Below are 24,566 nucleotides of genomic sequence, written 5' to 3' on the forward strand. Positions count from 1 at the left end.
CCGGCTGCCTTGGAAAAAACAAATGGATAGCCAAACAGCTATCCATTTGCAAGATATTTGGATTTTGACTATCTGGACATGCGGAGCTTTTTGATTTTCGCTTCGCGGCGGATAGCGTAGACGATCAGGCCGATCAGGGTGACGAAGTAGGGGATCATCAGAACCAGCTGATAGGGGATCTTCAGCGACTGCAGGATGGTGGCGATCGCTTCGGCAGCGCCAAACAGCATGGCGGCCAGCATGGTGCCAACAGGATGCGAGTTGCCGAGGTTCATAGCAGCCAGGGCGATAAAGCCACGGCCAGAGGTCATTTCACGCTGGAACCAGGTCACATAGTCCATGGAGAGGTAGGCGCCGCCCAGAGAAGCGAAGAAGCCACAGATGATCAGAGACATGGCTTTGATCCTCTTGACGTTGACGCCGACAGACTCAGCGGCATCGGAGTTCTCGCCGACTGCACGGATCCGCAGACCGATGGCGGTCTTGAACAGCAGGAAGGCGGCGATGAACACGCAGATGAAGGCAAAGTAGGTCAGGATGCTGTGCCCGGAGAGGATCTCGCCCAGAACAGGGATGTCCTTGATCAGGGGGATGTCGATGCTGGGCATTTTGTAGCTGGTCAGCTTTGTTGATGTGCCCTTCTCACCCGTTATCATAAACAGTACGAATATGGTAAGGCCGGAGACGAAGGTGTTCAAAGCGGTACCGGCAAGCACCATGTTGGATTTCATGTAGATGCCGTCCCAAGCGAGGATGGCGGCAATCAAAACGCCTACCAGAATGGCGGCCAGAATGCCAGTCCAGAGGCTTCCACCGTAGTGGCACCCGAGAACGCCGCCCAAAGCCGCGGCCAGCATGGTACCTTCCAAGTTCAGGTTCAGAACGCCTGCTCTTGCAGTAAAGATAGCGCCCAGAGAAGCCAGCAGGATGGGGGTTGTAAAACGCAGAGCAGCTTTCAGGGTAGCCCAACTAAACAGAGTCGAAAAAATCTGTTCTAACATTACTTCGCAACCTCCTTCACAGCAATCTGTTTCTGAGCATTCTTAACGATGAGCTTGTGTTTCCACTTGGCCAGGAACATGTCGGCAGCAACCAGCATGATGACAACGCCCTGGATGATGAACACGAACTCGATGGGCATATCGGTAACACGGGACATGACGTCAGCACCGGTACGGATGTATGCCAGGAACAGAGCGGACAGGGGAACCATCGCGGGGTTATAGCGAGCCAGGATGCCGACCATCAGGGCGTCGTTGCCGTAGGTCGGGGGAGCTTCCCAGGTGAACCGGGTGAACAGACCCATCATCTCGACAGAGCCGCCGATACCGGAGATGATACCGCCGATGATCTGGGAGTACATCATAACGGAGGCAACCGCGATGCCGGAGTACTTGGCGAAATCCTGGTTCTGGCCGACTGCGCGGATGGCGTAGCCCCATTTGGTTTTGTAAAGGAGCAGGTAAGCGAAGACCACGACCAGGGCGCAGACAATGATGCCGGTGTGAATGCGGGTGCCCTTGATCAGAACGGTCAGCTTAGCGGATTTGTGGAACTCGTAAGAGGCGTTGAAGCCAGCATCTTTGTCTTTGAAGACGTAAATCAAGAAGTAGGCGACAAAGTTGTTGACGATGTAGTTGAGCATCAGGGAAGAAACGACCTCAGAGGCCTTCCATTTCACCTTCATGAAGGCGGGAACAGCGGCGATGGCACCGCCGATGATGGCGCCCATGAGGATGACCAGCAGGCTGTGCAGGCCCCTCGGCAGCTTCACGTAGATGGCAAACCAGGAGCTCAAGCAGGCCGCCAGGAAGAAGGAGGACTGGGTGATCATGGAGAACTGGTTGGCCGAGTACATGATGGCAACACCGACGCCGCAGAAGGTCAAGGGGATCGCCAGCTCGATGACGTTCGCCATCCGGCGGACGGACTGCAGAGGCCCAATCAAGAAGACCTTGAAGGTCTCAAACGGGTCTTTACTGACCAGCAGGATGAGGATAAACGCAATTACAAAAGAGATGAGAACACAGAGAACAGTTTTGAAAAAGTCAAAGCGTTTTTCAATTTGTTTACTAGTCATAGCAGACCCTCCCGATTTCCTCGTCGGACATTCTCTTCAGGCCCAGCATATACTCACCAAGAATGAAGTCGGTGACCTGAGAGGCATCTTCAAAGTAGGCAACGATCTCGCCGCCGCACATGACAACCAAGCTGTCGCTCAATTCCAGCGCTTCGTTGAGGTCTGCGGTGATCAGCAGGACAGCCGCTCCGCCATCTCTCAGCTCGACGAGCTTTCTGCGGATGAATTCGGTGGCGCCGACGTCGATACCGCGGGTGGGCTGGTTGGCGACAATCAGGCGGGTATCGCCGGAGAACTCTCTGGCGACAACGACCTTCTGCATGTTGCCGCCGGAGAGCATCCGGACCGGCTCATTGCGGTCGCCGCATTTGACCAAGAACTCCTTGATGAGCTCGTCTACTTCGGAGTCGAGCTTCTTGTTGTTCATCAGGGGGCCCTGCTTGTAGTCTTTCTTGTAGTAGCGGTCAGAGATGATGTTGTCCTTGACCGACAGGTTCTCGGAGCAGCCGTAGGTCATGCGGTCCTCGGAGATGTGGGCGACGCCCATCTCGCGGATCTGGCGGATGGACTTGCCGCGAATGGACTGGCCGTCGATGGTGATCTCGCCGTTGTTCAGCGGCAGCAGGCCGGTGATGATCTCGGAGATCTCGCGCTGGCCGTTGCCCTCAACGCCGGCAATGCCGACGATCTCGCCCTTGCGGACGCTGGCACTGAAGCCTTTGACAATGTCGCGGCCCTCTTCATCTTTGTATGTAAGATCGCGGATCTTCAGCACGGTCTCTGTGGGCTGTGCTTTGGTCTTGTCGATCTTCAGCATGACGTCGCGGCCGACCATCATCCGGGAGATATCCTGCTGGGTCACGTCTGCCACAATGGCGGTGCCCACGGATTTGCCCAGGCGCAGGACGGTCAGGCGGTCGCAGAGCTCTTTGACCTCGTCCAGGTGGTGAGAGATGAAGATGATCGTATGGCCCAGCTCTTTCAGGTGGCGCAGCTGCACGAACAGCTCGGCGGTCTCCTGCGGGGTCAGAACAGCGGTGGGCTCGTCGAGGATCAGGATCTCGGCGCCGCGGATCAGAGCTTTGAGGATCTCAACTTTCTGCTTGTTGCCGACAGCCAGCTCCTCGACCTTTCTGGTGACGTCCAGCTTAAAGCCGTACTTTTCACAGGCTTCCTGGGCGACCTTGTTGGCCTGCGCCATGTTCAGCGGCCCGAACTTGCCGAACTTTTTGGGCTCCATGCCCAAAATCAGGTTTTCAGCGATGGTCAAAGAAGGGCAGAGCATAAAGTGCTGCCAAACCATGCCTACCCCAAGGGCGATGGCCTCTAGGGGGTTGTTGATTTTGACCTCTTCTCCCTTGATGACAATGCGGCCTTCTTCGGGGGTTTCACTACCGAAGAGGACCTTCATCAAGGTGGACTTGCCAGCGCCGTTCTCGCCACACAGCGCGTGGATCTCGCCCTTATTAACGGACAATGTTACGTCTTTGTTGGCCACAAAGCCATTGGCGTACACTTTGGTAATGTTGTCCATTAATAGAATTTCTTCTGGCATACAATCACCTCGTACTTACCTTTAAACGGCCTGCCTTTTGACAGGACATTTGCAGTAGATTTTCGTGATTTCGGGCGCTCGGGACACCCAAAGATTAGTACTGAAAACCCCGCGGCCGCACCATACGCCGCACGGCACCCAATACTAATTTCACTATCATAAATTCTAACCAATTTGCTTGGAAATGTAAACAGGGAATGAAGAAAACCTCTTTATAGCACATATATGGCTTTTGGATTTTATGCAAATTGTCAATTTCTGAATTTTTGCTAAGAGGAACACTCTAAAATAACTAGATAAAATTGCCATAAACATTGAAAACAAACTGAACTTAATTTGTACAACTGTATAGATGATTGTGTTTTTGCGGTGGTCCCCTCTTGTCAAATATAACAGTTTCCTCATTTTTACAGTTCGTTCACAAGTTTTGTCAATTCCGTCTGTTTTCCCCTTTTCTCCCCCTCATGCAAAGGGATGCTCTATCCTGCCCACAACTTGCACTTTCTCCATTTAGAAATGTTGCTTCTCAAGAAAGCAAGCGCTTTTTTGTTTTCGATGGGAGCCTGACAAACCTCTTTTGCAAAAAAAGAAGAGCGGAATCATCCGCCCTTCTTTTTATTGTTCGCTAGCAGTTTACGGTTTCACAGAGTCACGGCGTTTGTTCAGCTCGTCCTGAGCCATGCCGTAGCCGGTGGTGACCTTCACTTTGCCGCTCTTGATGTCCTCGCGGGCAGCAGCGACAGCGTCTTTGCACTTCTGAGGAGCATTCTGCTGGTAGTAGTCGTTCTCAGCCAGATCGGCAACGCCCTTCTCAACGCCCCAGTCCTCACGGGTGCCGTAGTAGGTGGCAGTGCCGTTGTAGGTGTCGGTGATGGCGGTCTCCAGAGCCACGTTCACTCTCTTTTCAGCGGAGGTGATGATGACTGCGGCGATCTCAGGTTTCTCGTCTTTGAAGAACTCGTACTGGTCAGCGTCCACGCCGATGCCCCAGATTTTCTTCTCCTGGCAGGCCTGGAACACGCCCAGACCAGCGCCACCGGCGACCTGGTGCAGAACGTCAGCATTGTTGTTGTTGACCATCATCAGAGAGAACTCTTTGGCTTTGGGGGCGTCGGTGTAAGAGCCGTTGTAGACCATGGCGACCTTGCCATTGGCGTCAGCTCTCTGGACACCCTCAATGAAGCCAACCAGGAAGTCGTTGATAACGGGGGCTTCCATGCCGCCGACAAAGCCAACAGTCTTGGTGTCGCTCAGGGTGATGGCGAAAACGCCGGCCAGGTAGTCACTCTCGCACTGACGGAAGGTGATGGCGAAGACGTTGGACATTTTGATCTCGGTGCCCGGCTCGATGTCGAAGCAGACGAACTTGGTGTTGGGCCACTCGTCAGCGTGTCTCTCGAGGATCTCCAGGAACTCGTTGCCGGAGAAGATGATCATGTCGTACGCATCAGCGCTGTCCAGCAGGGTGGGCTCCATCTTGGATTTGTCGGTGCCGTACTCAACTGCTTTGTAGGTGATGCCCAGCTTTTCGCCGGCGGACTTGACACCCTCGTAGGAGATGTCGTTGAAGGACTTGTCGCCCAGGTTACCACAGATGAAGCCGACGCTCTTGATGGCGCCCTCTTTGGCGTCGCCGCCAGAGTTGCCTCCCTCTTTGCTGTCGCCGCAACCGGTCAGGGCCAAACCCGCGACCATGGTCACTGCTAGCAGCATTGCCAGAAGTTTTTTCATTTTGAATAGCCTCCCCATAAAATTACTTGAGATGGGTTTTTCCATGCTTGCAGTATAATCCTTTCGTAACAGTTCGTCAATAAAATCGAACCGTTTTCTCTAATATGAAACAAAATCTCGCCCTTTTTTTGTGCACGATTTATAGAAAACCATAAATTCCATTTAAAAGTTCCCCTTCCTTATATAAATGGGCGTTTTCTCTTCAACTTTTGTTCAACATTTTCTATCAAATGTGATTTTCTGCGAAAAATCTGCCTGCTTTCCAATTTTGGCAGAAAGATCCGCTCAGACGGACAATTCCCCCTTTTTGCATCTGTTTTCAGCTGCAAAGTCGCAGAGGATAGAAGATCCTTTCTCCTCCGTTGGCCTTTTGCCACTCCTTCTTTTTCACCCGTCAACTGCTATCTTTTTGCAACCACAAAGAAGGAAGGGCGCTCAGGCGCCCCCCCTCCTCGCAACTTCCCTTTAAAGTTGTTACGGTTTTACCGAGTTACGGCGTTTGTTCAGCTCTTCCTGTTCCATGCCGTAGCCGGTGGTGACCTTTACCTTGCCGCTCTTCACATCTTCGCGGGCCGCGTCGACCGCATCTTTGCAGGCCTGTGGTGCGTTGGCCTCATAGAAGTCGTTTTGGGCCAGGTCGGCAACCCCCTTTTCAATTCCCCAGTCCTCCCGGGTGCCATAGTAGGTGGCGGTGCCGTTGTAGGTATCGGTGATGGCGGTCTCCAGGGCCACATTCACCCTCTTTTCAGCGGAGGTGATGATGACCGCGGCGATTTCGGGTTTCTCGTCTTTGAAGAACTCGTACTGGTCGGCATCCACGCCGATGCCCCAGATCTCAGCTTCTTGGCAGGCCTGGAATACACCCAACCCAGCGCCGCCGGCAACCTGGTGCAGAACGTCCGCCTTGTTCTGATTGACCATCATCAGAGAGAACTCTTTTGCTTTGGGGGCGTCGCTGTAAGATCCATTGTAGACCAGCGCCACCTTGCCGTTGGGGTCTACCCTCTGCACCCCTTCAATAAATCCGACCAAAAAGTCGTTGATGACAGGGGCCTCCATGCCGCCCAAAAACCCGACGACCTTGGTTTTACTCAAAGTCATGGCGAAGGCGCCGGCCAGGTAATCGCTTTCGCATTGGCGGAAAGTGATGGCAAAGACATTGGCCATCTTGATCTCGGTGCCCGGCTCGATGTCAAAGGCCACAAACTTGGTGTCCGGGAATTCATCGGGGTATTTGTACAGATACTCCAAAAATTCGTTGCCGGAGAAGATGACCATGTCATAGGTCTCTGCGCTGTCCAGAAGGGCCGGTTCCATCTTCGATTTGTCGCTGCCGTACTCCACAGCCTTGTAGGTGATGCCCAGTTTCTCACCGGCGGATTTGATGCCGGCGTAGGAGATGTCGATAAACGACTTGTCGCCGAGCGCGCCGGCGAGGAACGCCACGCTCTTGATGGCCCCCTCTTTGGTCTCGCCAGAGCCGCCCTCCTCTTTGCTGTCGCCACAGCCGGTCAGAAGCATTCCCGCTGTCAATGTCAGTGCCAATAACAGTGCGCCGATTTTCTTCATGTCAAGCAGCCTCCTCAGAATGGCCTCTCAAGGGTGGATTTGTTTGCCTTGACCATATACTATATCTAAAAATATGTCAACATGTAAATAAAAACTTCTCTCTTTTCAATTAATGCAGCCACTCCTTTTGTATCCATTGAACAGAAATATCGGTAAAGTCACCTGTTTTTACCCGCCACTGATCCCAGCCTCTCTCTGTCAAAGGAAGCTCACCGGCAGCCTCCGCTTCCGTGGCACGCCCCTTTTCTGCACACAAAAAAGAGGAGAGCGAAATCGCTCTCCTCTTTTGATTTGATTGAGCCGTTTGAAAACCCGCTTGTTGAGAGACCTCTCTCTTAGGCTTTGGCTTTGTTGCGCAGGGCGTTCAGGGTATCCTGATCCATGCCGTAACCGGTGGAAACTTTGATGGATCCGTCGATGATGCCCTTCTTGCACTCGTCGACAAATGCGCGCTGCTCTTCGGTGGTGTTCTCTTTGTAGTAGTCGTTCTCGACCAGAACGGTAACTTCCTTCTCAACGCCCCATTTTTTGATGGTGCCGAAGTCGCTGGTGTCGCCGTTGCAGGTGCGGGTGACGATGTCCTCGATGGCGATATCATTGCGTTTGAGCATGGAGGTCAGGATAACATTGGCGATCTCGGGCTTGGAGTCCACGAAGAACTGCCGCTGGTCGGCGTCAACGCCGATGCCCCAGACACCCTTGTTGTCGGCAGCAGCCTCGAACACGCCCAGGCCAGCGCCGCCGGCCACGCCGTGCAGAACGTCCGCCTTGTTGGTGGTGATCTGAAGGAGAGCGAACTCTTTGGCCTTGGGGGCGTTGGTGTAGTCGCCCACGAAGGCGATGGCCACCTTGCCGTCAGCCTTGGCGTGGAGGGCGCCCTCGATGTAGCCGACCATGAAGTCGTTGATAACGGGGGCCTCAGCGCCGCCGACAAAGCCGATGACACCGGATTTGGAAATCTTCATAGCCAGCGCGCCGGCCAGGAAGTCGCCCTCGTTCTGGGCGTAGGTGATGCAGAAGATGTTGGGGAACTTGGGGTCCTTGTCGGGGTCGATGTCAAAGCCGACAAACTTCACGTCGGAGAACTCCTCCGCGTGGCGCTGGATCAGCTCCAGCTGCTCGCCGCTGGAGAAGAAGACCATGTCGTAGTTCTCAGCCGCGTCCAGGAAAGCGGGCTCCATCTTGGACTTGTCGGTGCCGTACTCGATGACCTTGTAGTCCAGGCCCAGTTTCTTGCCGGAGTTGACGATGCCGTCGTTGGCGATGTCGTTAAAGGATTTGTCGCCCAGGTTGGTGGTGACAAAGCAGATGCTCTTGATACCGCTCTTGTTGTCGCCGCTGCTGTCGCCAGTACCCTTGTCCTTGCTGTCGCCGCAGCCAACGAGCGCCAGAGAGGCGATCATGGTCACGGCAAGCAAAGATGCCAGTAATTTTTTCATTTTGAAACCTCCTCCAAATGGTTCCCCGCGCCACACGGGGATTGTCAAACGGGTTTTGCTGTAACTAATTTTAGCCAGCTGGGAATGCCTTGTCAATTCAATTGCCCCATCTTTGCCGATTTCCATTAAAAGCAATTTTGATTTTTGTCTACTTTTCCTTTTTATATGTAAGTTGTTCATATAGAAAACCGTTTTTACATTTCATTGTAGTAAAATGCTACAACTTTTTTGTCAAAGTCTTCTTTTCCTCCTCTCCCGTTGCCGGCCGGTCGAAAATATGCAAATTGCATGCAACTATCATTTTCGTTAAAAACATTCATCAATTTTCATTTCTCGACGCAACCCTTCACCGGGGGGATAAAAATTTTTTTGCGGCATTTTAGGGCACAAAATAGACGCGCCCCCCTCCCGCACAAAAAAAAGACGCCTCCACCCGCTGTATGAAGACGCCTTTCTATTCATTCTTTCCTGAATTTACATGTCCCGCTTGTCGCCGAGGAAGAAGATAGCCATGGTGCCGCAGCCGGTATGGCTGCCGATGACCGTGCCGATATAGTTGATATACACCTCTTTGACGCCAAAGCGCTGCTTGATCTGCCTGGCCGTCTGCTGGGCGTCCTCTAGGCAGTCGGCATGACAGATATAGACCACGTCGTTGTCCTCTTTGACAAACTTCTCCTCCATGGTCTTGAGCAGGGACTCGATCCCCGCCTTGCGGCCCCGCGCCTTGCCCACCGGGATGAGCTTGCCCTCGTTGTTGACGTGGATGATGGGCTTGATTCCCAGCATGGTGCCAAAGACCGCCGCCGTCTTGGAGACGCGGCCGCCCCGCTGCAGGTGGTGCAGGTCGTCGGCAATGACCTGGTGGCACAGGCGCAGCTTGTTGCGCTCGGTCCACTCGGCCACCTCCTCCATGCTCTTGCCCTCGTCCTGCAGGCGGCGCATGTGGTGGTAGAGCAGTCCCTCCCCCAGGGAGGCGCAGAGGGAGTCGATGACGGTGATCTTGCGCTCGGGGTATTTTTCCCGCAGTTCGTCGGCTGCCACCATCATGCTGCCGCAGGTGCCGCTGAGGCCGGAGGTGAAGGCCAGGTGGAGGATGTCATACCCCTGCTGCAAGAGGGGCTCAAAGAAGCGGATCCCCTCCTCCGGGGTGACCTGCGAGGTGGTGGGCATGGCCCCCGCCCGCAGGGCGTCGTAAAAGGCCTTGTAGTCGCCTGTTTCGGTGGCGTTGAGGTCGGGGTGGCTCACCCCGTCCACCACGTAGGAGAGGGGGACCATGTGGATGTCGTGTTCCTTTATATAAGCGGGGTCAAAATCGGTGGTAGAATCGGTGGTGATGAGATAGGTGTTTTCCATGTTGGATACCTCCCTGTTTATTGTCTACATTTTATAGTATCTGCACTGGGAAATCAAGGCAAACCCGTTTTCCCCACTTTTTCTCCAAGGCTGTTCCAAAAAAGATGTGCAGTTTGTCGGCGCGATTGTTTTTCCACACAAATTGTGATAAAATTTGATAAGCTGTGTCGATTTCAGCAAAACCAAAGGAGGTCATCTACAATGGAGCACTTCGGCTTCTGGTCCCTGCTCCCCCCCATTTTGGCCATCGTTCTGGCCCTCATCACCAAAGAGGTCATCTCCTCCCTGCTGGTGGGCATCCTCTCCGGGCTGCTCATCTACACCGGCGGCAACCCCCTTCAGGCCCTGGTGGAGCTCTTTTCACTCATCACCACCAAAATTGGCGACAACGCCTACATGGTGGTCTTCCTCTCCCTGCTGGGGGCCCTGGTCTGCGTGGTCACCATGTCCGGCGGCTCCCGCTCCTACGGGGAATGGGCGTCCCGCAAGATCAAAAAGCGCTCCAGCGCCATGCTGGCCACCAGCGGGCTGGGACTGCTCATCTTTATTGACGACTACTTCAACTGCCTCACCGTGGGCACCGTCATGCGCCCCATCACCGACAAACACCTGATTTCCCGCGCCAAGCTGGCCTACGTGATCGACGCCACCGCCGCCCCCATCTGCGCCATCGCCCCCATCTCCAGCTTTGCGGCCTACGCCATCTCGGTGCTGGCGGACACCGGCGCCACCCAAAACGGGATGACCACCTTCCTGCAGTCCATCCCCTTCAACCTCTATGCCATCCTCACCATCATCATGGTCATCGCCCTCTCCCTCTGTCAGCTGGATTTCGGCCCGATGGAGCGCTTTGAGAAGACCCGCCGGGAAGGCAGTGAAATCACAAACGTCCCCGCCGCCCAGGCGCAGGACGAGCTGGACGGGATCGTCCCCTCGGAAAAGGGGCGGATCTGGGATCTGGTCCTCCCCATCGCCTCCCTCATCCTCTTCACCGTGGCCTCCATGCTCTGGACCGGCGGTTTCGGCACTGTGGTGGATGGCGAAAAGGTCGGACTGATGGCCGCCTTTGCCAACACCGACTCCAACGCCTCCCTCACCTACGGGGCCTTCGGCGCCCTGATCGTGGCCCTGCTCCTCTACCTGCCCCGCCGCCTCATGACCTTTAAAGAATTTTTCGGCGGCATCACCACCGGCTTCAAGTCCATGCTCAGCGCCATCACCATCATGGTCCTGGCCTGGTCCATCGGCGGCGTCTGCACCGAATACCTGCTCACCGGGCAGTACGTGGGCGAGCTGGTGCGCTCCTCCCACTTCCCCCTGCAGCTCTTCCCCGCCGTCATCTTTGCGGTGGCGGGCGGCCTCGCCTTCGCCACCGGCACCTCCTGGGGGACCTTTGCCATGCTCATCCCCATCTCGGTGGAGATCTCCCGCTACTCGGCGCCGGAGCTCATCCCCATCATCTTCGCCGCCATCCTGGCCGGGGCGGTCTACGGCGACCACTGCTCCCCCATCTCCGACACCACCATCCTCTCCTCCGCGGGGGCCGGGTGCAACCACATCGACCACGTGTCCACCCAACTGCCCTACGCCACCCTGGCCGCCGGCTGCTGCTTTGTGGGCTTTGTTGTGGCGGGCTTCACCGCCAACGCCCTCCTCACCCTGGTGGTGGCCGTGGCCCTGCTGCTGCTCTCCCTCCTCTTCCTCCACCGCCGCACCATGAAAAAAGAGCGGGCCGAGGCAGAGGCGGCCAGCCGCTAGGCGCGGCACCTCCTCCGGCAAACCCGTCCACTCGGGCAGCCACACGACCTTGGAAAGGGGATCTTTTATGGACAACGAATCGCTGGTCCGCGCCTCCTACATGGCGGGGCAGACCCTGGTATACGCCCTATTGATGCTCATTGCGGTCTTTGTCGTCCGCAAGCTCATCAGCAACCACTACAAGAAAAAGCAACAGCAAAAAGAGGAATTCAACCGGGCCAACAGCCGCGCCTACGACGGGCCGGCGGAAAAGCTGGAGATCCAGCCCCCGGAACCCCCTGCCGAGCACCTGGAGATCCAGGAGCCGGCGAGGGAGGAGGACGACGCCCCTCCCCCAGAGGACGGGCGCTGACCCCTCAAGAAAAGACAGGGCCGGTGGAGCAAACGATGCTCCACCGGCCCTGTCTTTTCCCCTCTCCGCGGGAAAGTCCTTCTGCAGTGGGGGCGCTGCGGGAGAAAAGGGCGGGCGCTGGGACGGCAGCCCAGCGCCCCCGGTAGAGGGCCGGACAGAAGCGGACCCTCCTCGGGCAAACCGGCCGTACCCGCCCTGCCGTCCCGCCGCATCGGCAGACAGCAAAAGGGGGAGGGACAAGCGCATGCGAGGCGCCGTCTCCCCCTTTTTTATGGTGCCGTCTATTGTGCCTTTTTGGGGCAGGTGTAGCGCGGCAGGCCCCTGCTGTGCCGCCCGTACTCGATGGCCTCTTTGGGGCAGCGGCAGATACAGGCCATGCAGTGGGTGCAGCGCTCCCCCCATACGGGTTTTCCGCCCGACAGGCGGACGTTGTCGAGGGAGCAGACCTCGACACATCTGCCGCAGGAGACGCAGGCATCGGTGGCGTAAAACTTCTTGGCGTGGACAAACAGGGGGTAAAAGAGCCGGTTGACCAGCCCGCTGTTGACCCGACCGCCAAAGGAGACCTCTGGTCTGGGGAAATTTTCGCCCCCCTTGAGGAGGCGGGTTGCGCTCTCGATCCCCCTGTCCGCCTTCTCTATCGTCCGCAGCGCCTCCTCCCTGGTCGGGGTGGTGAACAGGGCGAGGTAGTTTTCGGGCATCACGATTTCCATACACCCGCGGTCATTCATCCCCTTTTGGGTGCAGAGCTCCGCCAGATAGCGCCCGGCATCTCCAATGCTCCCGCCGCAGGTCATGACAAAATACAGCTCCGCACTCCCGGAGAGGGGGGTGCGTTCCAGCCACGCCTGCAGGATGCGCGGGATCCTCCAGGCGTATGTCGGGGCGACCACCACCCAGGGGCGCTGGGAGTGCCGCTCCGAAAAGTCGCTGTTTTTGATGGCTTCAAAGAGGTTCAAGACCTCGTCGCCGACCAACCGCCCCAGCTTTTGGGCGACATACTCGCTGTTTCCCGTTCCTGAAAAGTACAAAATCATCCTTCTTCCCCCTCCGATGGCGCACTGATGTGCTGGATGCTCGAATAGACGCGGCCCACCAGATCGGCGATCTCTTTCCACCGCGTCTCGTCGGCGCTCAAATAGTAGTAGTGCTTTGTCCCCTCCCTGCGCATGGCGACGATGCCCGCCTCTTTCAATATCTTCAGGTGGTGGGAGACAGAAGGGCGGGTGAGATGGGTTTTCTGGGCGATCTCCCCCACCCGGATCCCGGACAGGTCGCTCTCCAACAGGGCGAGCAGGAGGGCCTGCCTCGTCTCATCGCCGATCGCCGTGAAGGCGTCCCGACAGCGCCGAAAGCCGGCGGCGAGCTGCCGACGGTTTTCCTCACACCCTTTTTCCATTCCCGATCCCCCCTATAAATATCGCACATCCAGCGCCCGGTGAGGGGTCGACCGCAGATACTTGACACCCGGATAGCCGAGCACCAACGTCATGGCCACCCGTTTCCCCTTGGGGACGCCGATCACCCGTTTTATCTTTCGCGAAGCGCGGGCGGCCATGGTAAAAAAGCCGCTGTACAGCACGCCCAGGCCGTTTGCCTCCGCGACGAACTCCATATTCTGCGCGGCGAGGACGCCATTCGTCGGATCGTTGGCCAGGATGACGATGACAGTTGGCGCGCGAAAGAAGAAAAAGTGCTCGTCGATCCGGCTGTTCCTCGCCAGTGGGCTAAACCAGCCCGCGATCGGCCGCACCGCCCTGAACAGCCTGACCGCCATCCCCTCCACGCGGTCTTTTTCCCTGTCGAGGACGGCAAAGGAGAGGTCCTGTGCGTTCTTTGCCGTGTGGGTGAGCCGGCCCGCCTCCAAAATCTGTGCCAGCACCTCCCGCGGGATCTCCCTCTGCTGAAAGGTGCGGACGCTCCTGCGAAAGCGGATGGCGTTCAAAACGTCGTCGGGGCAGAGGCGGACATCCCCCTCCTTCTCGACCTGTCCGTCCCCGCAGCCCACCATGGAAATGGCCTTTTGCGGACAGACCGCCGAGCACTGCCCGCAAAAGATGCAGGACTCTCCTATTGTGCCCGCTTTTTGGCCGCTGATGGCAATGTTGCGGGCAACGCAGACCCGACTGCACAGACCACATCCCACACAGCGTTCTGTGTCAATGATCACCTGGCGCTGTTTCATCTCTTCCCATCCTTTCGTCAACCTTCTTTAACTGTTATAACAGAGAGACGGGGGCAAAACAACATCGGTAAAGGAATTGGCTCCCATTCAGCCCCCTGCGCCCGGCGCGGGCCGACACGGGACCACCCCCGAAGGAGGCGCCAAATGCCGCCCAGACGAAAAAGAGGGCGGCGGCACAGCCCCTTGGCCGCGCCGCCGCCCCACCTCTATTCCCGCCGCCTGCCCCTCAACCGGGGGTGGCTTTTCTATTTTAAATCAATCCTCCAGCGCGGGGCGGTAGTCCGGATCCCGCCGCTTGAGGATAAAGTCGGCCAGGATCAGCTGGGCCATCCCCATGTAGCTGTTGACATAGGCCAGGTAGAGCGAGCAGGCCAACCGCACCCCAATGGCCGCCCACAGGCCGTAGCCCTCCGCCGCCATCCCCGCCAGTTCCGGCGGCACGACCCAGAGGATAAAGGAGAGGATGAGGACGATCACCTGAACGGCGTTGTGCCGCATGGCCTTGCAGGAGGCCACCACCGACTGCAGGGGGTTGCGCCGGGGCGACAGGGCCTGACAGTACTTGGCCAGGAGGACAAAGAGGGAAAAGATGACCGCCAGCAGGGAGAAGATCGTCAGCACCAGCCCGGTGCCCAGCCCCCCGGTGCCCCGAACGGCCATCAGCCCGTCGGCCCGGCTCAGCAGGGTGGAGAAAAAGCTCATCAGCACATCGGTGCAGAGGCCCAGGACCAGCGCCCGCCAGAGGCGGCCGGGGGCCGTGTAAAACCAAAAGAGGTCGGCCATGCGGGCCCGCTCCTCCTCCCGCACCCGCCAGAGGGCGCGCACAAACCCCAGCGAGAGGGGGAAGAGCAGCCATTTGACCGCCGGTGAGATCAGGGTCAGCCCCAGGGTCAACGCCTCCCCCTGGGGGAGGAAATAGCCCACTGTGCCCCCCGCCGTCACCAGGAAGGAGTAGACCAGCGCCACCAGATAGAGCCCCTTCTGGCCCCGGCAGAGCTCCTTTGCCTGCCGCTTGATCTCCTGTGTCAAAACAGACCCCTCCCCATGCCGCGTCTGCGGCCGCAATGTAGTGAAAAGTATAGCACATCCGCCCGGCCCGGACAAGGTCTGCCCCAGACAGAGAGGGCGGGCGGCGCGAGGTGCGCCGCCCGCCCGGGCAATTTGTGTTTTTTGTCAGTCGGCGGCCTGGGACTTGGCGTCCTGGGTGCGCAGCCGCAGGGTGCAGATGACCGGGTAGTGGTCCGACGGGTAGAACCCGTCCTCACTGCGCTTGTCCAGCTGCACGTCCAGCACCTCGAACTCCTCGGTGACGAAGATGTAGTCCAGCCGCCGGGTGGTGTTGTCCTTTCCCTTGAAATAGTGAAAGGTGTTGACCCCCTGTCCCCCGTTTTGCAGGGCGGTGAAGACGTCCTGAAAGTGGGGGCCGTTTTTTAGCGACCGCTCCCGGATCCGCCGCACCGAACCCGATCGGGGCCCGGCGTTCAGGTCCCCCATCAGGATGGTGGGCAAGGGGTCGATCCGCTGGTACTCGGCAATGCGGTCGAAGATGACCTTGACCTCCAGGTTGCGGGCCACCGGCAGCAGGTGGTCAAAGTGGGTGTTGAAGACCCGGATGCGCTGGCGCACCTTCTTCAAATAGACCTCCACCACCGTACAGATGCGGGGAAAGATGGCAAAGGCGTAGCGGCTGCCGATCTTGGCCGGGCTCTTGGAGAGCCAGAAGGTGTCGTGAAAGAGGACGTCCACATCCTCGTTCTTGACGATGATGTCCGAGTGCTCGTCCCCCAAATTGCGCTTGCGGCCCCAGCCAAAGAGGCTGTACCCCTCCAGCAGGGAGGCGATGTCCTGGCGCATCACCGGCATCAGTTCCTGCACCCCCACCACGCTGGCCCCCGAGTCGCGAATGACCCCGGCCGCCAGCTCCCGGCGGTTTTCCCATATTTTTTTGCGGGCAAACCGGCTGTCCCGCTTGAGGTTAAAGGTGATGACTTTCAGCACCTGCTCACTCACAGCTATCCCTCCAACTTACCCTTTCAGTATACCACAATCGTCGCAAAAGGGAACCTGTCCCCAGGGGGTTGGGAGGAATTTTCAGCATTTTGAAAGGGCGCTGTAACCTTTTTTACCGCCCCGACCGCTTCCTCCCTCCATCCCCGAAGAGGGCAAAAAAGGGAGAGCGGCCGACGGCCACCCTCCCCTGTGGAAAAATGCTATTTTTCATACCGCTTGCGGCGGTTTTTGATGCTCCGCCGCACATTGATGAAGAGGGAGGCGGCGATGGCCCCCGCCACAAAGACGGGGATGATCCAGCGGTTGACGTTCTGGTCGTCGCTGAGCACCTCGATCCAGAGCTGCTGCATGTACTCGTTGGTCTCGTCGTCCAGGTTGAGGAAGGTCTCGGCGCGCTCCAGCACCTCGTCCCCGGGGTAGAGGACCGGGTCGGCCTTCTCCTCCTCGTCCATCAGCTCCACCGCCCCGGTGTTGGGGGAGGAATAGCCGATGGTCTCGAAGTTCTCGTAGGCCACGGCGGGGTCGTTGAGGAAGTTGATGAAGAGCTCCGCCGCCTCTTGGTTGTTGCAGTCTTTGGGCACGCAGGCCGCGTCCACAAAGCGGTTGGTCCCCTCTTTGGGAAAGGCAAAGGCGATGTCCGGATTGTCCGCCTTGATGAGGGCGTAGTCCCCCGCGTAGTAGGGGGCGATGGCCGCCTCGCCTGCGCCCAGCTTGTCAAAAATCTCGTCCATGACGTAGGCCTGCACCAGGGGCTTTTGCTCCTTGAGCAGGTCGGCCGCCTCTTTGAGCTGGTCCTTGTCGGTGGTGTTCATCGAGTAGCCCAGCTTTTTCAGGGCGATGCCGAAAGCGTCGCGGGAGTTGTTGAACATCAAGATTTGGCCGGCGTAGTCCATGTCCCAGAGGATGTCCCAGCTGTCCACCTCTTTTTCCACCATGGCGGCGTTATAGAGGATGCCCACCGTCCCCCAGGTGTAGGCCACCGAGTACTTCCCCTCGGGGTCGTATTCTAAATTCTTGAAGTTGTCGTCCACATAGCGATCGTAGTTGGGGATGTTCTTGAAATTTAGTTCGGCCAACATCCCCTCCTCGATGAGCTTGCCCACCATGTAGTCGGAGGGGAAGATCACGTCGTACTTGGAGGCGCCGCTCTTGAGTTTGGCGTACATCTCCTCGTTGGTGGCGAAGTTGGTGTAGTTGACCTTGATGCCGGTGAGCTTTTCAAACTCCTTGCAGACGTTCATGGAGTCGTCCTCGCCCTCGGCGATGTAGAGGCCCCAGTTGTAGACGTTGATGGAGACGTTTTGCCCCCGGAACTTCTGGTAGTCCACCCCGGTGGTGTCGAACTCGTAGCCGTCCTCCTCGGCCAGAACTGGGCAGGCGGCGCAGAGGAGGAGCGCCAGGCAGAGCAACAGGGAGAACACCCGCTTGAAAAGATGGTTTTTTTTCATCTTCCCGCCCTCCCTTTGTTGCGCTCCCGCCGGGCGGAAATCAGGTTGTAGATCACCAGCAGGGAGAGGATGACCGCGAACATCACCGCCGAGAGGGCGTTGATTTCGGGGCTGACCTTTTTGCGGGTCATGGAGTAGATGGCCAGGGGCAGGGTCTGGGCGGTGGGACCGGCCACAAAGTGGCTGATGATGAAGTCGTCGAAGGAGTAGGTCAGGGCCATCAAAAAGCCGGACATGATCCCCGGCATGATCTCGGGGATGACCACCTTGAAGAAGGCCTGCACCGGGTTGCAGCCCAGGTCGCGGGCCGCCTCCACCTGGTGGGCGTCCATCTGGCGCAGCTTGGGCATGACGTTGAGGATCACATAGGGCACATCGAAGGTGATGTGGGCGATGATGAGGGTGGTGAGCCCAAACTGAAAGCGCAGAAAGACAAACAGCAGCATCAGCGAGACGCCGATGACGATCTCCGGGTTGATGACCGGCAGATAGGTGAAGTTCATCACCAAACTGCGCATCTTGCGACCCATGGCGTTGATGCCCACGGCCGCCAGGGTGCCGATGGCGGTGGCCGCCACCGAGGCGATGACCGCCACCACCAGGGAGTTTAGGAGGGCGGACATGATGGCCTCGTTGTGAAAGAGCTTGGCGTACCAGTCAAAGGTGAAACCGGAGAAGACCGCCCGGCTCTTGGACTCGTTGAAGGAGTAGACGATGAGCACCAAGATGGGCAGGTAGAGAAAGGCATAGACCAGCACCATGTAGAACTTGGCGCCAAAGGACATTTTCTTTTTGTTGTTCACGAGTAGATGCCCTCCTTTCCAGAACTGTCGAACTGGTTAAAGAGGCTCATGCACAGCAGCACGATCACCATCAGCACCAGCGAGATGGCGGAGCCCATGTGGGGGTTGTAGCTGGCGCCGATGAACTGCAGCTCGATGATGTCACCGATAAGGCTGTTGCCGCCGCCCCCCAGCATCCGGGAGATGATAAAGGTGGAGATGGCCGGCACGAACACCATGGTGACGCCGGTCATCACCCCGGGCAGGCTCAGGGGGAAGACCACCCGGCGAAAGCTCTGAAACCAGTTGGCGCCCAGGTCCTGGGCCGCCTCCAGGGTGGTGTTCTCGATCTTGACCATGATGGAGTGCAGCGGCAGGATCATAAAGGGAAGGTAGTTGTAGACCATCCCCAGCACCACCGCGCCGGAGGTGTTGATCATCTGTACCGGGCCCAGGCCGAAAAAGCCCAGAAATTTGTTGATGAGGCCGCCGTTTTCCAGCAGGGTCATCCAGGCGTAGGTGCGCAGCAGGAAGTTCATCCACATGGGGAGCATCACCAGCATGATGAAGGTCCGCTGGACCGAGGCCCGGGTGCGGGAGAGGAAGAAGGCCAGGGGGTATGCGATCAGCAGGCAGATGACCGTGGCCACCGCCGCCAGCCAGATGGAGCGCAGCAGCACCCCGGTGTACTGGCCTACCTGGGAGATGTTTTCAATGGTGAAGGCCCCGTCTTGCGTGGTGAAGGCAAAGTAGAGCACCAGCCCCACCGGGACGACGATGAAGACCGCCATCCAAATCAGATACGGGAGGGAGGGCAGCTTTGACTTCATTTCTCCCCCTCCATCTTCCGCATGATGTGGATGTCGTCGGGGGTGAGGGTCATCCCCACCACGGCGCCCACCTGCTCGCTCTGGGTGGAGTGGACCTTCCAGTGGTAGCCCATGGAGTCGATGCCGATCTCGAAGTGTACCCCCTTAAAGATGATGGATTCCACCACCCCGGTGATCTGGCCGGAAATCTGGGGGACGATCTTCACGTCCTCCGGGCGGACCACCACGTCCACCTGCTCGTCCTTATCAAAGCCCTTGTCCACGCAGACAAACTCCGCGCCGCCAAACTCCACCAGGAAGTCCCGCCGCATGATGCCCGGCAAGATGTTCGACTCGCCGATGAAGTTGGCCACAAAGGCGTTGATGGGCTCGTTGTAGATATCTTCGGGAGAGCCGATCTGCTGAATGACCCCGTCGTTCATCACCACCACCGTGTCGCTCATGGTGAGGGCCTCTTCCTGGTCGTGGGTCACGTAGACAAAGGTGATCTCCAAACTCTTCTGGATCCGCTTGAGTTCCACCTGCATCCCCTTGCGCAGTTTCAGGTCCAGGGCGCCCAGGGGCTCGTCCAATAAGAGGACGCGGGGGCGCAGCACCAGGGCGCGGGCAATCGCCACCCGTTGCTGCTGTCCGCCCGACAGCTGGTCGATGCTGCGCTTCTCGTAGCCCGAGAGGTTGACCAGGGCCAGCATCTCCTGCACCCGGCTGGCGATCTCCTGCTCCGGCAGCTTTTGGATGCGCAGCCCGAACGCCACATTCTCAAAGACATTGAGATGGGCAAAGAGGGCATAGCGCTGAAAGACGGTGTTCACCTGCCGCTTGTGGGGCGGCAGGGCCTTGATGTCTTTGCCATCAAAAAGGACCTCTCCTGCTGTCGGCTCCACAAACCCGCCGATGACGCGGAGGGTGGTGGTTTTGCCGCAGCCGGATGGCCCTAGCAATGTCACAAACTCCTTGTCGCCGATATCCAGGTCCATCCCGTCGATGACGCGTTCGTCGTCGTAGTCGACGACAAGGTTTTTGATTTCAATTATATTGTTTTTCATCTCTTTATCACATCCCCTTTGCGGTTTTTTGCAGGCCGCCTCCCGGCTTGCGCGCGACAGCTTTTGACTCCACCCCGCAAAAGGTTTTTACCGGATTGCCCCGGTTTCTGTGGGCATACGCTGCCATGCACATGTGCCTGCATGAATGAGATACCCCTACACTATACGTGCTTTGTAACACTTTGTCAACAAATTCAGCCCTCTGCTCTTGTAAAATACATTTTTGAGCGGAAAACAGCATGGTCATCCCCTTTTTGAGAGGGCAAGCAAAAACAGACGGTTTTTTTGAAAAAACCCCCTTGCAATTCAAAATTGAATATGCTATATTAGTAGGGCAGTTCCGGGTGTAGCGCAGTTTGGTAGCGCGCTTGAATGGGGTTCAAGAGGCCGCAGGTTCGACTCCTGTCACTCGGACCAAAAAAAGACCGCCGACAAAAATCGGCGGTCTTTTTTATTTTTCCGACTCAAAATAGATAGGATTTGAACTCAAAGAGCTATTTTATATCGACGAGCACCTATTTTTATGTTAATATTGTAAAATAGGAGTGATAAAGATGCATACTACAGAAGTATTTGGTATTTCTACTCGTGTTAAGCCGGCTTCCTATGTCGATCGAAATAACCTAGATGCTGTTATTCAGCGACTTCTAAAACACGATACCCATATTGCCTTAAGGGGAGCTTCTAAGTGTGGAAAGTCTTGGCTCCGTCAGCACACCATACCAGAGAATAACACCGTTCAATGCAGACTGAATAAAACGGTCCAAGATATTTACATTGAGGCACTGGCGAATTTAGGTGTATGTTTAGAGATAGAACAGACACAATCAACTAGGATCAATGGAAACCTAAATGCCACTGGTGAAGCTGGACTAAAAATTATTGCCAAGGTTGCAGCCGAACTGGGTTTTACTGTTGAGTACTCTAGCAAAAAGTCGATAAAGGATCTGAGATGCGATTTAAGCAACTTAAGATTCATCGCAGAATTGATAAAAGAGTCTGGGAAAAAGCTGGTGATTGAAGATTTTCATTATCTTTCCTTTGATGAAAGAAGAAAACTGGCATTTGATTTAAAAACCCTTTGGGACTTAGAGTGTTATGTTGTAGTAGTAGGTGTCTGGACACAAACAAATTTGATCACCTTCTTAAACCCCGATTTATCCGGTAGGATTGAAGAAGTCAGTATAAGCTGGTCAAATGAAGACCTGGAAAAAGTGATCAATAAGGGATCTGACTGTTTAAACATTTCAATATCCAAAGAAATCAAAAAATCTTTAATTCAGGATTCAGTAAATAATGTTGGAATCTTGCAGAAACTTCTCTTGGATTTAGTTGAGGGGATGGGAATAGAAGATCGATGTCAAAAACTTCAAGAGATTAATAGTATGGACTTATATCATCGCACAACGCTAAATTATGCAAACCAATTGGATGGTCTTTACCAAGAGTTTGCCAAAATAGTATCTGCCGGTATCCGCCGGCGAAAAGATGCCACTGGAATTTATGCGTACACTATGAAGGCGATTGTTGAAGCATCAGACCAAAAGCTTCTATCTGGTTTTTCTGTCGATGAGATATTTGACATAACTCATATTTGGCAAGAACGAATTTCCAAACAAAATTTAAGAACCATTCTAGGAAAGCTTGAAGAACTACAGGTGGATGAAGGTCGACGTCGTTTGGTTGTTGGATATGATGAATCCACGAACTGTGTATATATTGTAGATCATCAACTCCTATTTTATCGAAAGCACCACTCAATGGATTGGCCTTGGGAACGACTGGCTGTGGAATCAATTGCTATCGAAAAGAATCAAATTATTCTTGAAGGCTTTAACGACGATTGCATTTAAAATTGATATTTCACAAGAATGTTTTTTTCTCGTCCTTCAATTTCTTTTTAGTGAGAACACAGTGTAAGCAAGGAACATGCAATCTCTATCGACTCTACGTCTCAGCTTTTTGTTGGGTAGTTTTTATCAGTTTGCATAACACAATACAAATATACCATTTCTTAATACTAGATAATGTACTCCGTCCTGTTCAATATCTAGCATTTTAACCTTTGATTTCGACCACTGTCTTTCGCTACACCTACGCAGTCGCAACCCCAAAGATTTCCGTCGCCTTGGTCATTAGTAAACCTTCGTTCCCTCTGCTGCCCAAATATCTTTGACAAAAAAGAGAACTCACCTGCCGGTGAGCTCTCTTTTATCTGTTTACAGCCCAGCGCCATCTGCTCCGTAAGCTGCCTGTTCCGCGGTGAATCCTTCATATTTGAGCTGGTTGATCAGCTCCTGCCGGGAATAGGAGAAAATCGTTAGGTAGGACTTGGCCTTTTTGACCGCCTGTTCATTCCAGTTTGCCCCACAGTTGTTCACCCCATAAGCCGTCTGCTCGTCGGTGAACCCCTCGTATTTGAGCTGATGGGTCAACCCCGATTGGGAAAAGGCCGCCGTATTTAGATAGGATTTGGCCTTCTTCAGCGCCTGCGCGTTCCAATCCGCCCCACAGTTGTTCACCCCGTAGGCCGTCTGCTCGTCGGTGAATCCCTCGTACTGCAGCTGATGGGTCAACCCCGGTTTGGAAAAAGCCGCTGTATTTAGGTAGGACTTGGCTTTTTTCAGCGCCTGCGCATTCCAGTCCGCCCCGCAGTGGTCCGCGCCGTAGACCGCGTCCTCGTGGGAAAATTTCTCGTACTCCAACTGCTTGACCAGCCCCTGGTGGGAGAAGGCTGCGGAGCCCAGATAGGACTTGGCCCTGCTGAGGGCCTTTTTCTGTTCCGCCGTGGCCCCGCCCATCAAGGTGCCACCGCTCTGAGAAGCGCTGCTCTGAGCGCTGTTGCTGGGTTTTGAGCTGCTCTGCCCCGCACCGCTCTGGGTCGAGCCGCTTTGGCCAGAACTGCTCGCGCCTGCATGGCTGCCCCCACCCTGATTGCCGGCAGTCCCCTGAGAACTGCTGGCCGTACCGCCGCCTGCCGCAGCGCTGGAAGAGGGCTTTGACGATCCGCCGCTTTCCCCGCCACCGGATACCTCCCCCCAGCTGATCCCTTGGCTGCTGAAACGAAAGCTGTCGGTGATGGGGGTGATCTGGGCGCTCATCTCCTCTTTGAGGGCGTCGCCCATGGTGAAGATGGCAAAATACATGGCCTCTTTGTCCGGGCCGGCGAAGATATACGCCTCTATGGTGTAGACCCCGTAGGGGTCAACCCGCTCGGTGTAATTGACCTTCAGCGCCTCCACCCCCGCCAGCTTGACCCGCTCTTTTTTGTTCAGGTGAAAGTCGACCGCTCCCTTTTCCATCCCCTCCAAGACCGCGTCATACACCCCATAGAGTGCCTCGGTGTCGGCGGCAGAGGAGACATCTCGGTCGGAGTAAAAGAGGAAGAAATAGCCCGCCTTATTCTCCTGGGTGGGGTAGTGGTAGCACCTCGTGTCGTCCTTCACCCTCCGCCAGTCGGCGGGCACTTTATAGGAAAGCTTCTCCAGCTGCACACTCTCCATCTGTGGGGAGGAGCTCTCTTTTTTCTCCTCTTCCCTCTTGGGGATCGTTTTGCAGCCCGTCAGCTGCAGACACAGGGCCAGCGCGAGGATGGCCCCAACCGCTCTCTTCATATCAACGCCTCCAAACACTCATCTGTGGGCCCATCTGGCTGCCCGGTTTCTCACTTGTGAAACTGCACGCTGTTGACAATGGGGGCGATGGCTGGATTCATGGTCTTGGCCAGCTCGTCGTTCATGATGAAAATCAGAAAGTACATGATGTCGCTGTCCACATCGGCCAACAGGTAGACCACGGTGGTGTAGGGCCCCCGCCCGCCAATGGTCTGGGTGTAGGTGACTTTCATGGCCAATTTGCCCGCCAGATCTACATACTCCTTTTTGTCCAGTCGAAAATTGTCCGCGCTGCCCTGGACCCCCTGAAAGGCCAGCTCGTACCCCAATTTGAGGGCATTTTCGCTGGTGGCGACCGAGAGGTCCGCCTCCATATAGTTGACGTTGAGCAGCCCCGCCGTCTTGTCGGAAGAGGGGTAGTGCCAGTAGCCCGTCTCCCCCGCCTGCTGGACCCACTCCTCAGGGACCTGGTAGGTGATGCCCTGCAGGGACACCGTCTTCATCGCCACCTTCGACGCGCTCTCCCCGCCCTTCTGGGGCTTCCCTTTGCCGCACCCAGTCAGCTGCAGGGCCAGACACAGCGCCATGACGACTGCCAAACACCTTTTCATACAAACTCCTCCTTGCGGGCCGTCGATGGCCCGTTTTGCCCATTATAACACATCCTAAACGACAAAAAAGGAGAAAATTCGACATACAGGTTGTGCAGATTGCTCGGCGGCCCAAAGCCCCCATTTTCGCCCTCCCCTTTTAAAAAAACAGGACCCGCACATGATGCGGGCCCTGTTCTCTATTTGGGGGCGCAGACAGC

General features: G+C 56.2%; 21 protein-coding genes and 1 tRNA gene. 4 read left to right on the forward strand and 18 right to left on the reverse strand.

Going from position 1 to position 24,566, the window contains the following annotated elements; all coding sequences use genetic code 11:
* Positions 1-68: 68 nt before the first annotated feature.
* The 7 genes from BN3266_RS12550 to BN3266_RS12580 form a co-directional block, all read right to left on the reverse strand.
* Positions 69-1,001, reverse strand: coding sequence for an ABC transporter permease (locus tag BN3266_RS12550; RefSeq protein WP_021658571.1), 933 nt, complete (start codon positions 999-1,001; stop codon positions 69-71).
* Entirely contained in the window at positions 1,001-2,080 is a 1,080-nt protein-coding gene (locus BN3266_RS12555; protein ID WP_021658572.1) for an ABC transporter permease, read from the reverse strand. The genes BN3266_RS12550 and BN3266_RS12555 overlap by 1 nt, the downstream gene beginning before the upstream one ends.
* Positions 2,073-3,614 carry an ATP-binding cassette domain-containing protein gene (locus BN3266_RS12560; protein WP_368013955.1) on the reverse strand — a complete coding sequence of 514 codons (1,542 nt, stop codon included), beginning with the start codon at positions 3,612-3,614 and terminating at the stop codon, positions 2,073-2,075. The genes BN3266_RS12555 and BN3266_RS12560 overlap by 8 nt, the downstream gene beginning before the upstream one ends.
* A 654-nt stretch (positions 3,615-4,268) precedes the next feature.
* Positions 4,269-5,330, reverse strand: coding sequence for a BMP family ABC transporter substrate-binding protein (locus BN3266_RS12565; RefSeq protein WP_195891629.1), 1,062 nt, complete (start codon positions 5,328-5,330; stop codon positions 4,269-4,271).
* Positions 5,331-5,840: 510 nt separating this feature from the next.
* Positions 5,841-6,935 carry a BMP family ABC transporter substrate-binding protein gene (locus tag BN3266_RS12570; protein ID WP_059005457.1) on the reverse strand — a complete coding sequence of 365 codons (1,095 nt, stop codon included), beginning with the start codon at positions 6,933-6,935 and terminating at the stop codon, positions 5,841-5,843.
* Positions 6,936-7,270: 335 nt separating this feature from the next.
* Positions 7,271-8,374: a BMP family lipoprotein gene (locus BN3266_RS12575; RefSeq protein WP_044992050.1), complete on the reverse strand. Its 1,104-nt coding sequence runs from the start codon at positions 8,372-8,374 to the stop codon at positions 7,271-7,273.
* Between the two features lie 474 nt (positions 8,375-8,848).
* Positions 8,849-9,730: a DegV family protein gene (locus tag BN3266_RS12580; protein WP_059005459.1), complete on the reverse strand. Its 882-nt coding sequence runs from the start codon at positions 9,728-9,730 to the stop codon at positions 8,849-8,851.
* A 201-nt stretch (positions 9,731-9,931) separates the two neighbouring features.
* On the opposite strand from BN3266_RS12580, the gene BN3266_RS12585 reads away from it, so the two are divergent.
* Both BN3266_RS12585 and BN3266_RS12590 read left to right on the forward strand, forming a co-directional pair.
* Positions 9,932-11,488 carry a Na+/H+ antiporter NhaC family protein gene (locus BN3266_RS12585; protein ID WP_059005464.1) on the forward strand — a complete coding sequence of 519 codons (1,557 nt, stop codon included), beginning with the start codon at positions 9,932-9,934 and terminating at the stop codon, positions 11,486-11,488.
* A 67-nt stretch (positions 11,489-11,555) separates the two neighbouring features.
* Entirely contained in the window at positions 11,556-11,840 is a 285-nt protein-coding gene (locus BN3266_RS12590) for a hypothetical protein (RefSeq protein WP_059005466.1), read from the forward strand.
* A 281-nt stretch (positions 11,841-12,121) separates the two neighbouring features.
* Here BN3266_RS12590 and BN3266_RS12595 read toward each other — a convergent pair whose 3' ends face one another.
* The 9 genes from BN3266_RS12595 to potA form a co-directional block, all read right to left on the reverse strand.
* Complete coding sequence (locus tag BN3266_RS12595) at positions 12,122-12,877, reverse strand: EFR1 family ferrodoxin (RefSeq protein ID WP_059005468.1); 756 nt, start codon at positions 12,875-12,877, stop codon at positions 12,122-12,124.
* The gene (locus BN3266_RS12600; RefSeq protein WP_021658871.1) at positions 12,874-13,239 is read right to left on the reverse strand and encodes an ArsR/SmtB family transcription factor; all 366 of its coding nucleotides are present in this window, start codon (positions 13,237-13,239) and stop codon (positions 12,874-12,876) included. Before BN3266_RS12600 ends, BN3266_RS12595 begins: the two co-directional genes overlap by 4 nt.
* Before the next feature lie 12 nt (positions 13,240-13,251).
* Positions 13,252-14,025, reverse strand: coding sequence for a nitroreductase family protein (locus tag BN3266_RS12605; protein ID WP_059005470.1), 774 nt, complete (start codon positions 14,023-14,025; stop codon positions 13,252-13,254).
* Positions 14,026-14,280: 255 nt separating this feature from the next.
* Positions 14,281-15,054 (reverse strand): hypothetical protein, encoded by a 774-nt coding sequence (locus BN3266_RS12610; protein ID WP_059005471.1) that lies wholly within the window; start codon positions 15,052-15,054, stop codon positions 14,281-14,283.
* A 144-nt stretch (positions 15,055-15,198) separates the two neighbouring features.
* On the reverse strand, positions 15,199-16,035 hold the full coding sequence (locus BN3266_RS12615; RefSeq protein WP_059005474.1) for an endonuclease/exonuclease/phosphatase family protein: 837 nt from the start codon (positions 16,033-16,035) through the stop codon (positions 15,199-15,201).
* Positions 16,036-16,235: 200 nt separating this feature from the next.
* Positions 16,236-17,483, reverse strand: coding sequence for an ABC transporter substrate-binding protein (locus tag BN3266_RS12620; protein ID WP_075109758.1), 1,248 nt, complete (start codon positions 17,481-17,483; stop codon positions 16,236-16,238).
* On the reverse strand, positions 17,480-18,268 hold the full coding sequence (locus tag BN3266_RS12625; RefSeq protein WP_044992208.1) for an ABC transporter permease: 789 nt from the start codon (positions 18,266-18,268) through the stop codon (positions 17,480-17,482). The genes BN3266_RS12620 and BN3266_RS12625 overlap by 4 nt, the downstream gene beginning before the upstream one ends.
* Before the next feature lie 14 nt (positions 18,269-18,282).
* A complete protein-coding gene (locus tag BN3266_RS12630; protein ID WP_059005476.1) occupies positions 18,283-19,095 on the reverse strand; it encodes an ABC transporter permease in 813 nt (270 codons plus the stop codon).
* Positions 19,092-20,141 (reverse strand): spermidine/putrescine ABC transporter ATP-binding protein, encoded by a 1,050-nt coding sequence (gene potA, locus BN3266_RS12635; protein ID WP_059005479.1) that lies wholly within the window; start codon positions 20,139-20,141, stop codon positions 19,092-19,094. The genes BN3266_RS12630 and potA overlap by 4 nt, the downstream gene beginning before the upstream one ends.
* Before the next feature lie 340 nt (positions 20,142-20,481).
* On the opposite strand from potA, the gene BN3266_RS12640 reads away from it, so the two are divergent.
* Together BN3266_RS12640 and BN3266_RS14005 are read left to right on the forward strand one after the other, a co-directional pair.
* A tRNA-Pro gene (locus BN3266_RS12640) sits at positions 20,482-20,558 on the forward strand.
* A gap of 137 nt (positions 20,559-20,695) precedes the next feature.
* Positions 20,696-21,994 carry a hypothetical protein gene (locus BN3266_RS14005; RefSeq protein ID WP_154669088.1) on the forward strand — a complete coding sequence of 433 codons (1,299 nt, stop codon included), beginning with the start codon at positions 20,696-20,698 and terminating at the stop codon, positions 21,992-21,994.
* 366 nt (positions 21,995-22,360) lie between these two features.
* On the opposite strand, the gene BN3266_RS12645 is transcribed toward BN3266_RS14005, so the two are convergent.
* Together BN3266_RS12645 and BN3266_RS12650 are read right to left on the reverse strand one after the other, a co-directional pair.
* Complete coding sequence (locus BN3266_RS12645; protein ID WP_059005480.1) at positions 22,361-23,755, reverse strand: Ltp family lipoprotein; 1,395 nt, start codon at positions 23,753-23,755, stop codon at positions 22,361-22,363.
* A gap of 50 nt (positions 23,756-23,805) precedes the next feature.
* On the reverse strand, positions 23,806-24,366 hold the full coding sequence (locus BN3266_RS12650; protein ID WP_154669089.1) for a hypothetical protein: 561 nt from the start codon (positions 24,364-24,366) through the stop codon (positions 23,806-23,808).
* Between the last annotated feature and the right edge of the window lie 200 nt (positions 24,367-24,566).

The sequence above is a fragment of the Bittarella massiliensis (ex Durand et al. 2017) genome, from assembly GCF_001486165.1.
GTDB classification, from domain to species: Bacteria; Bacillota; Clostridia; order Oscillospirales; family Ruminococcaceae; genus Bittarella; species Bittarella massiliensis.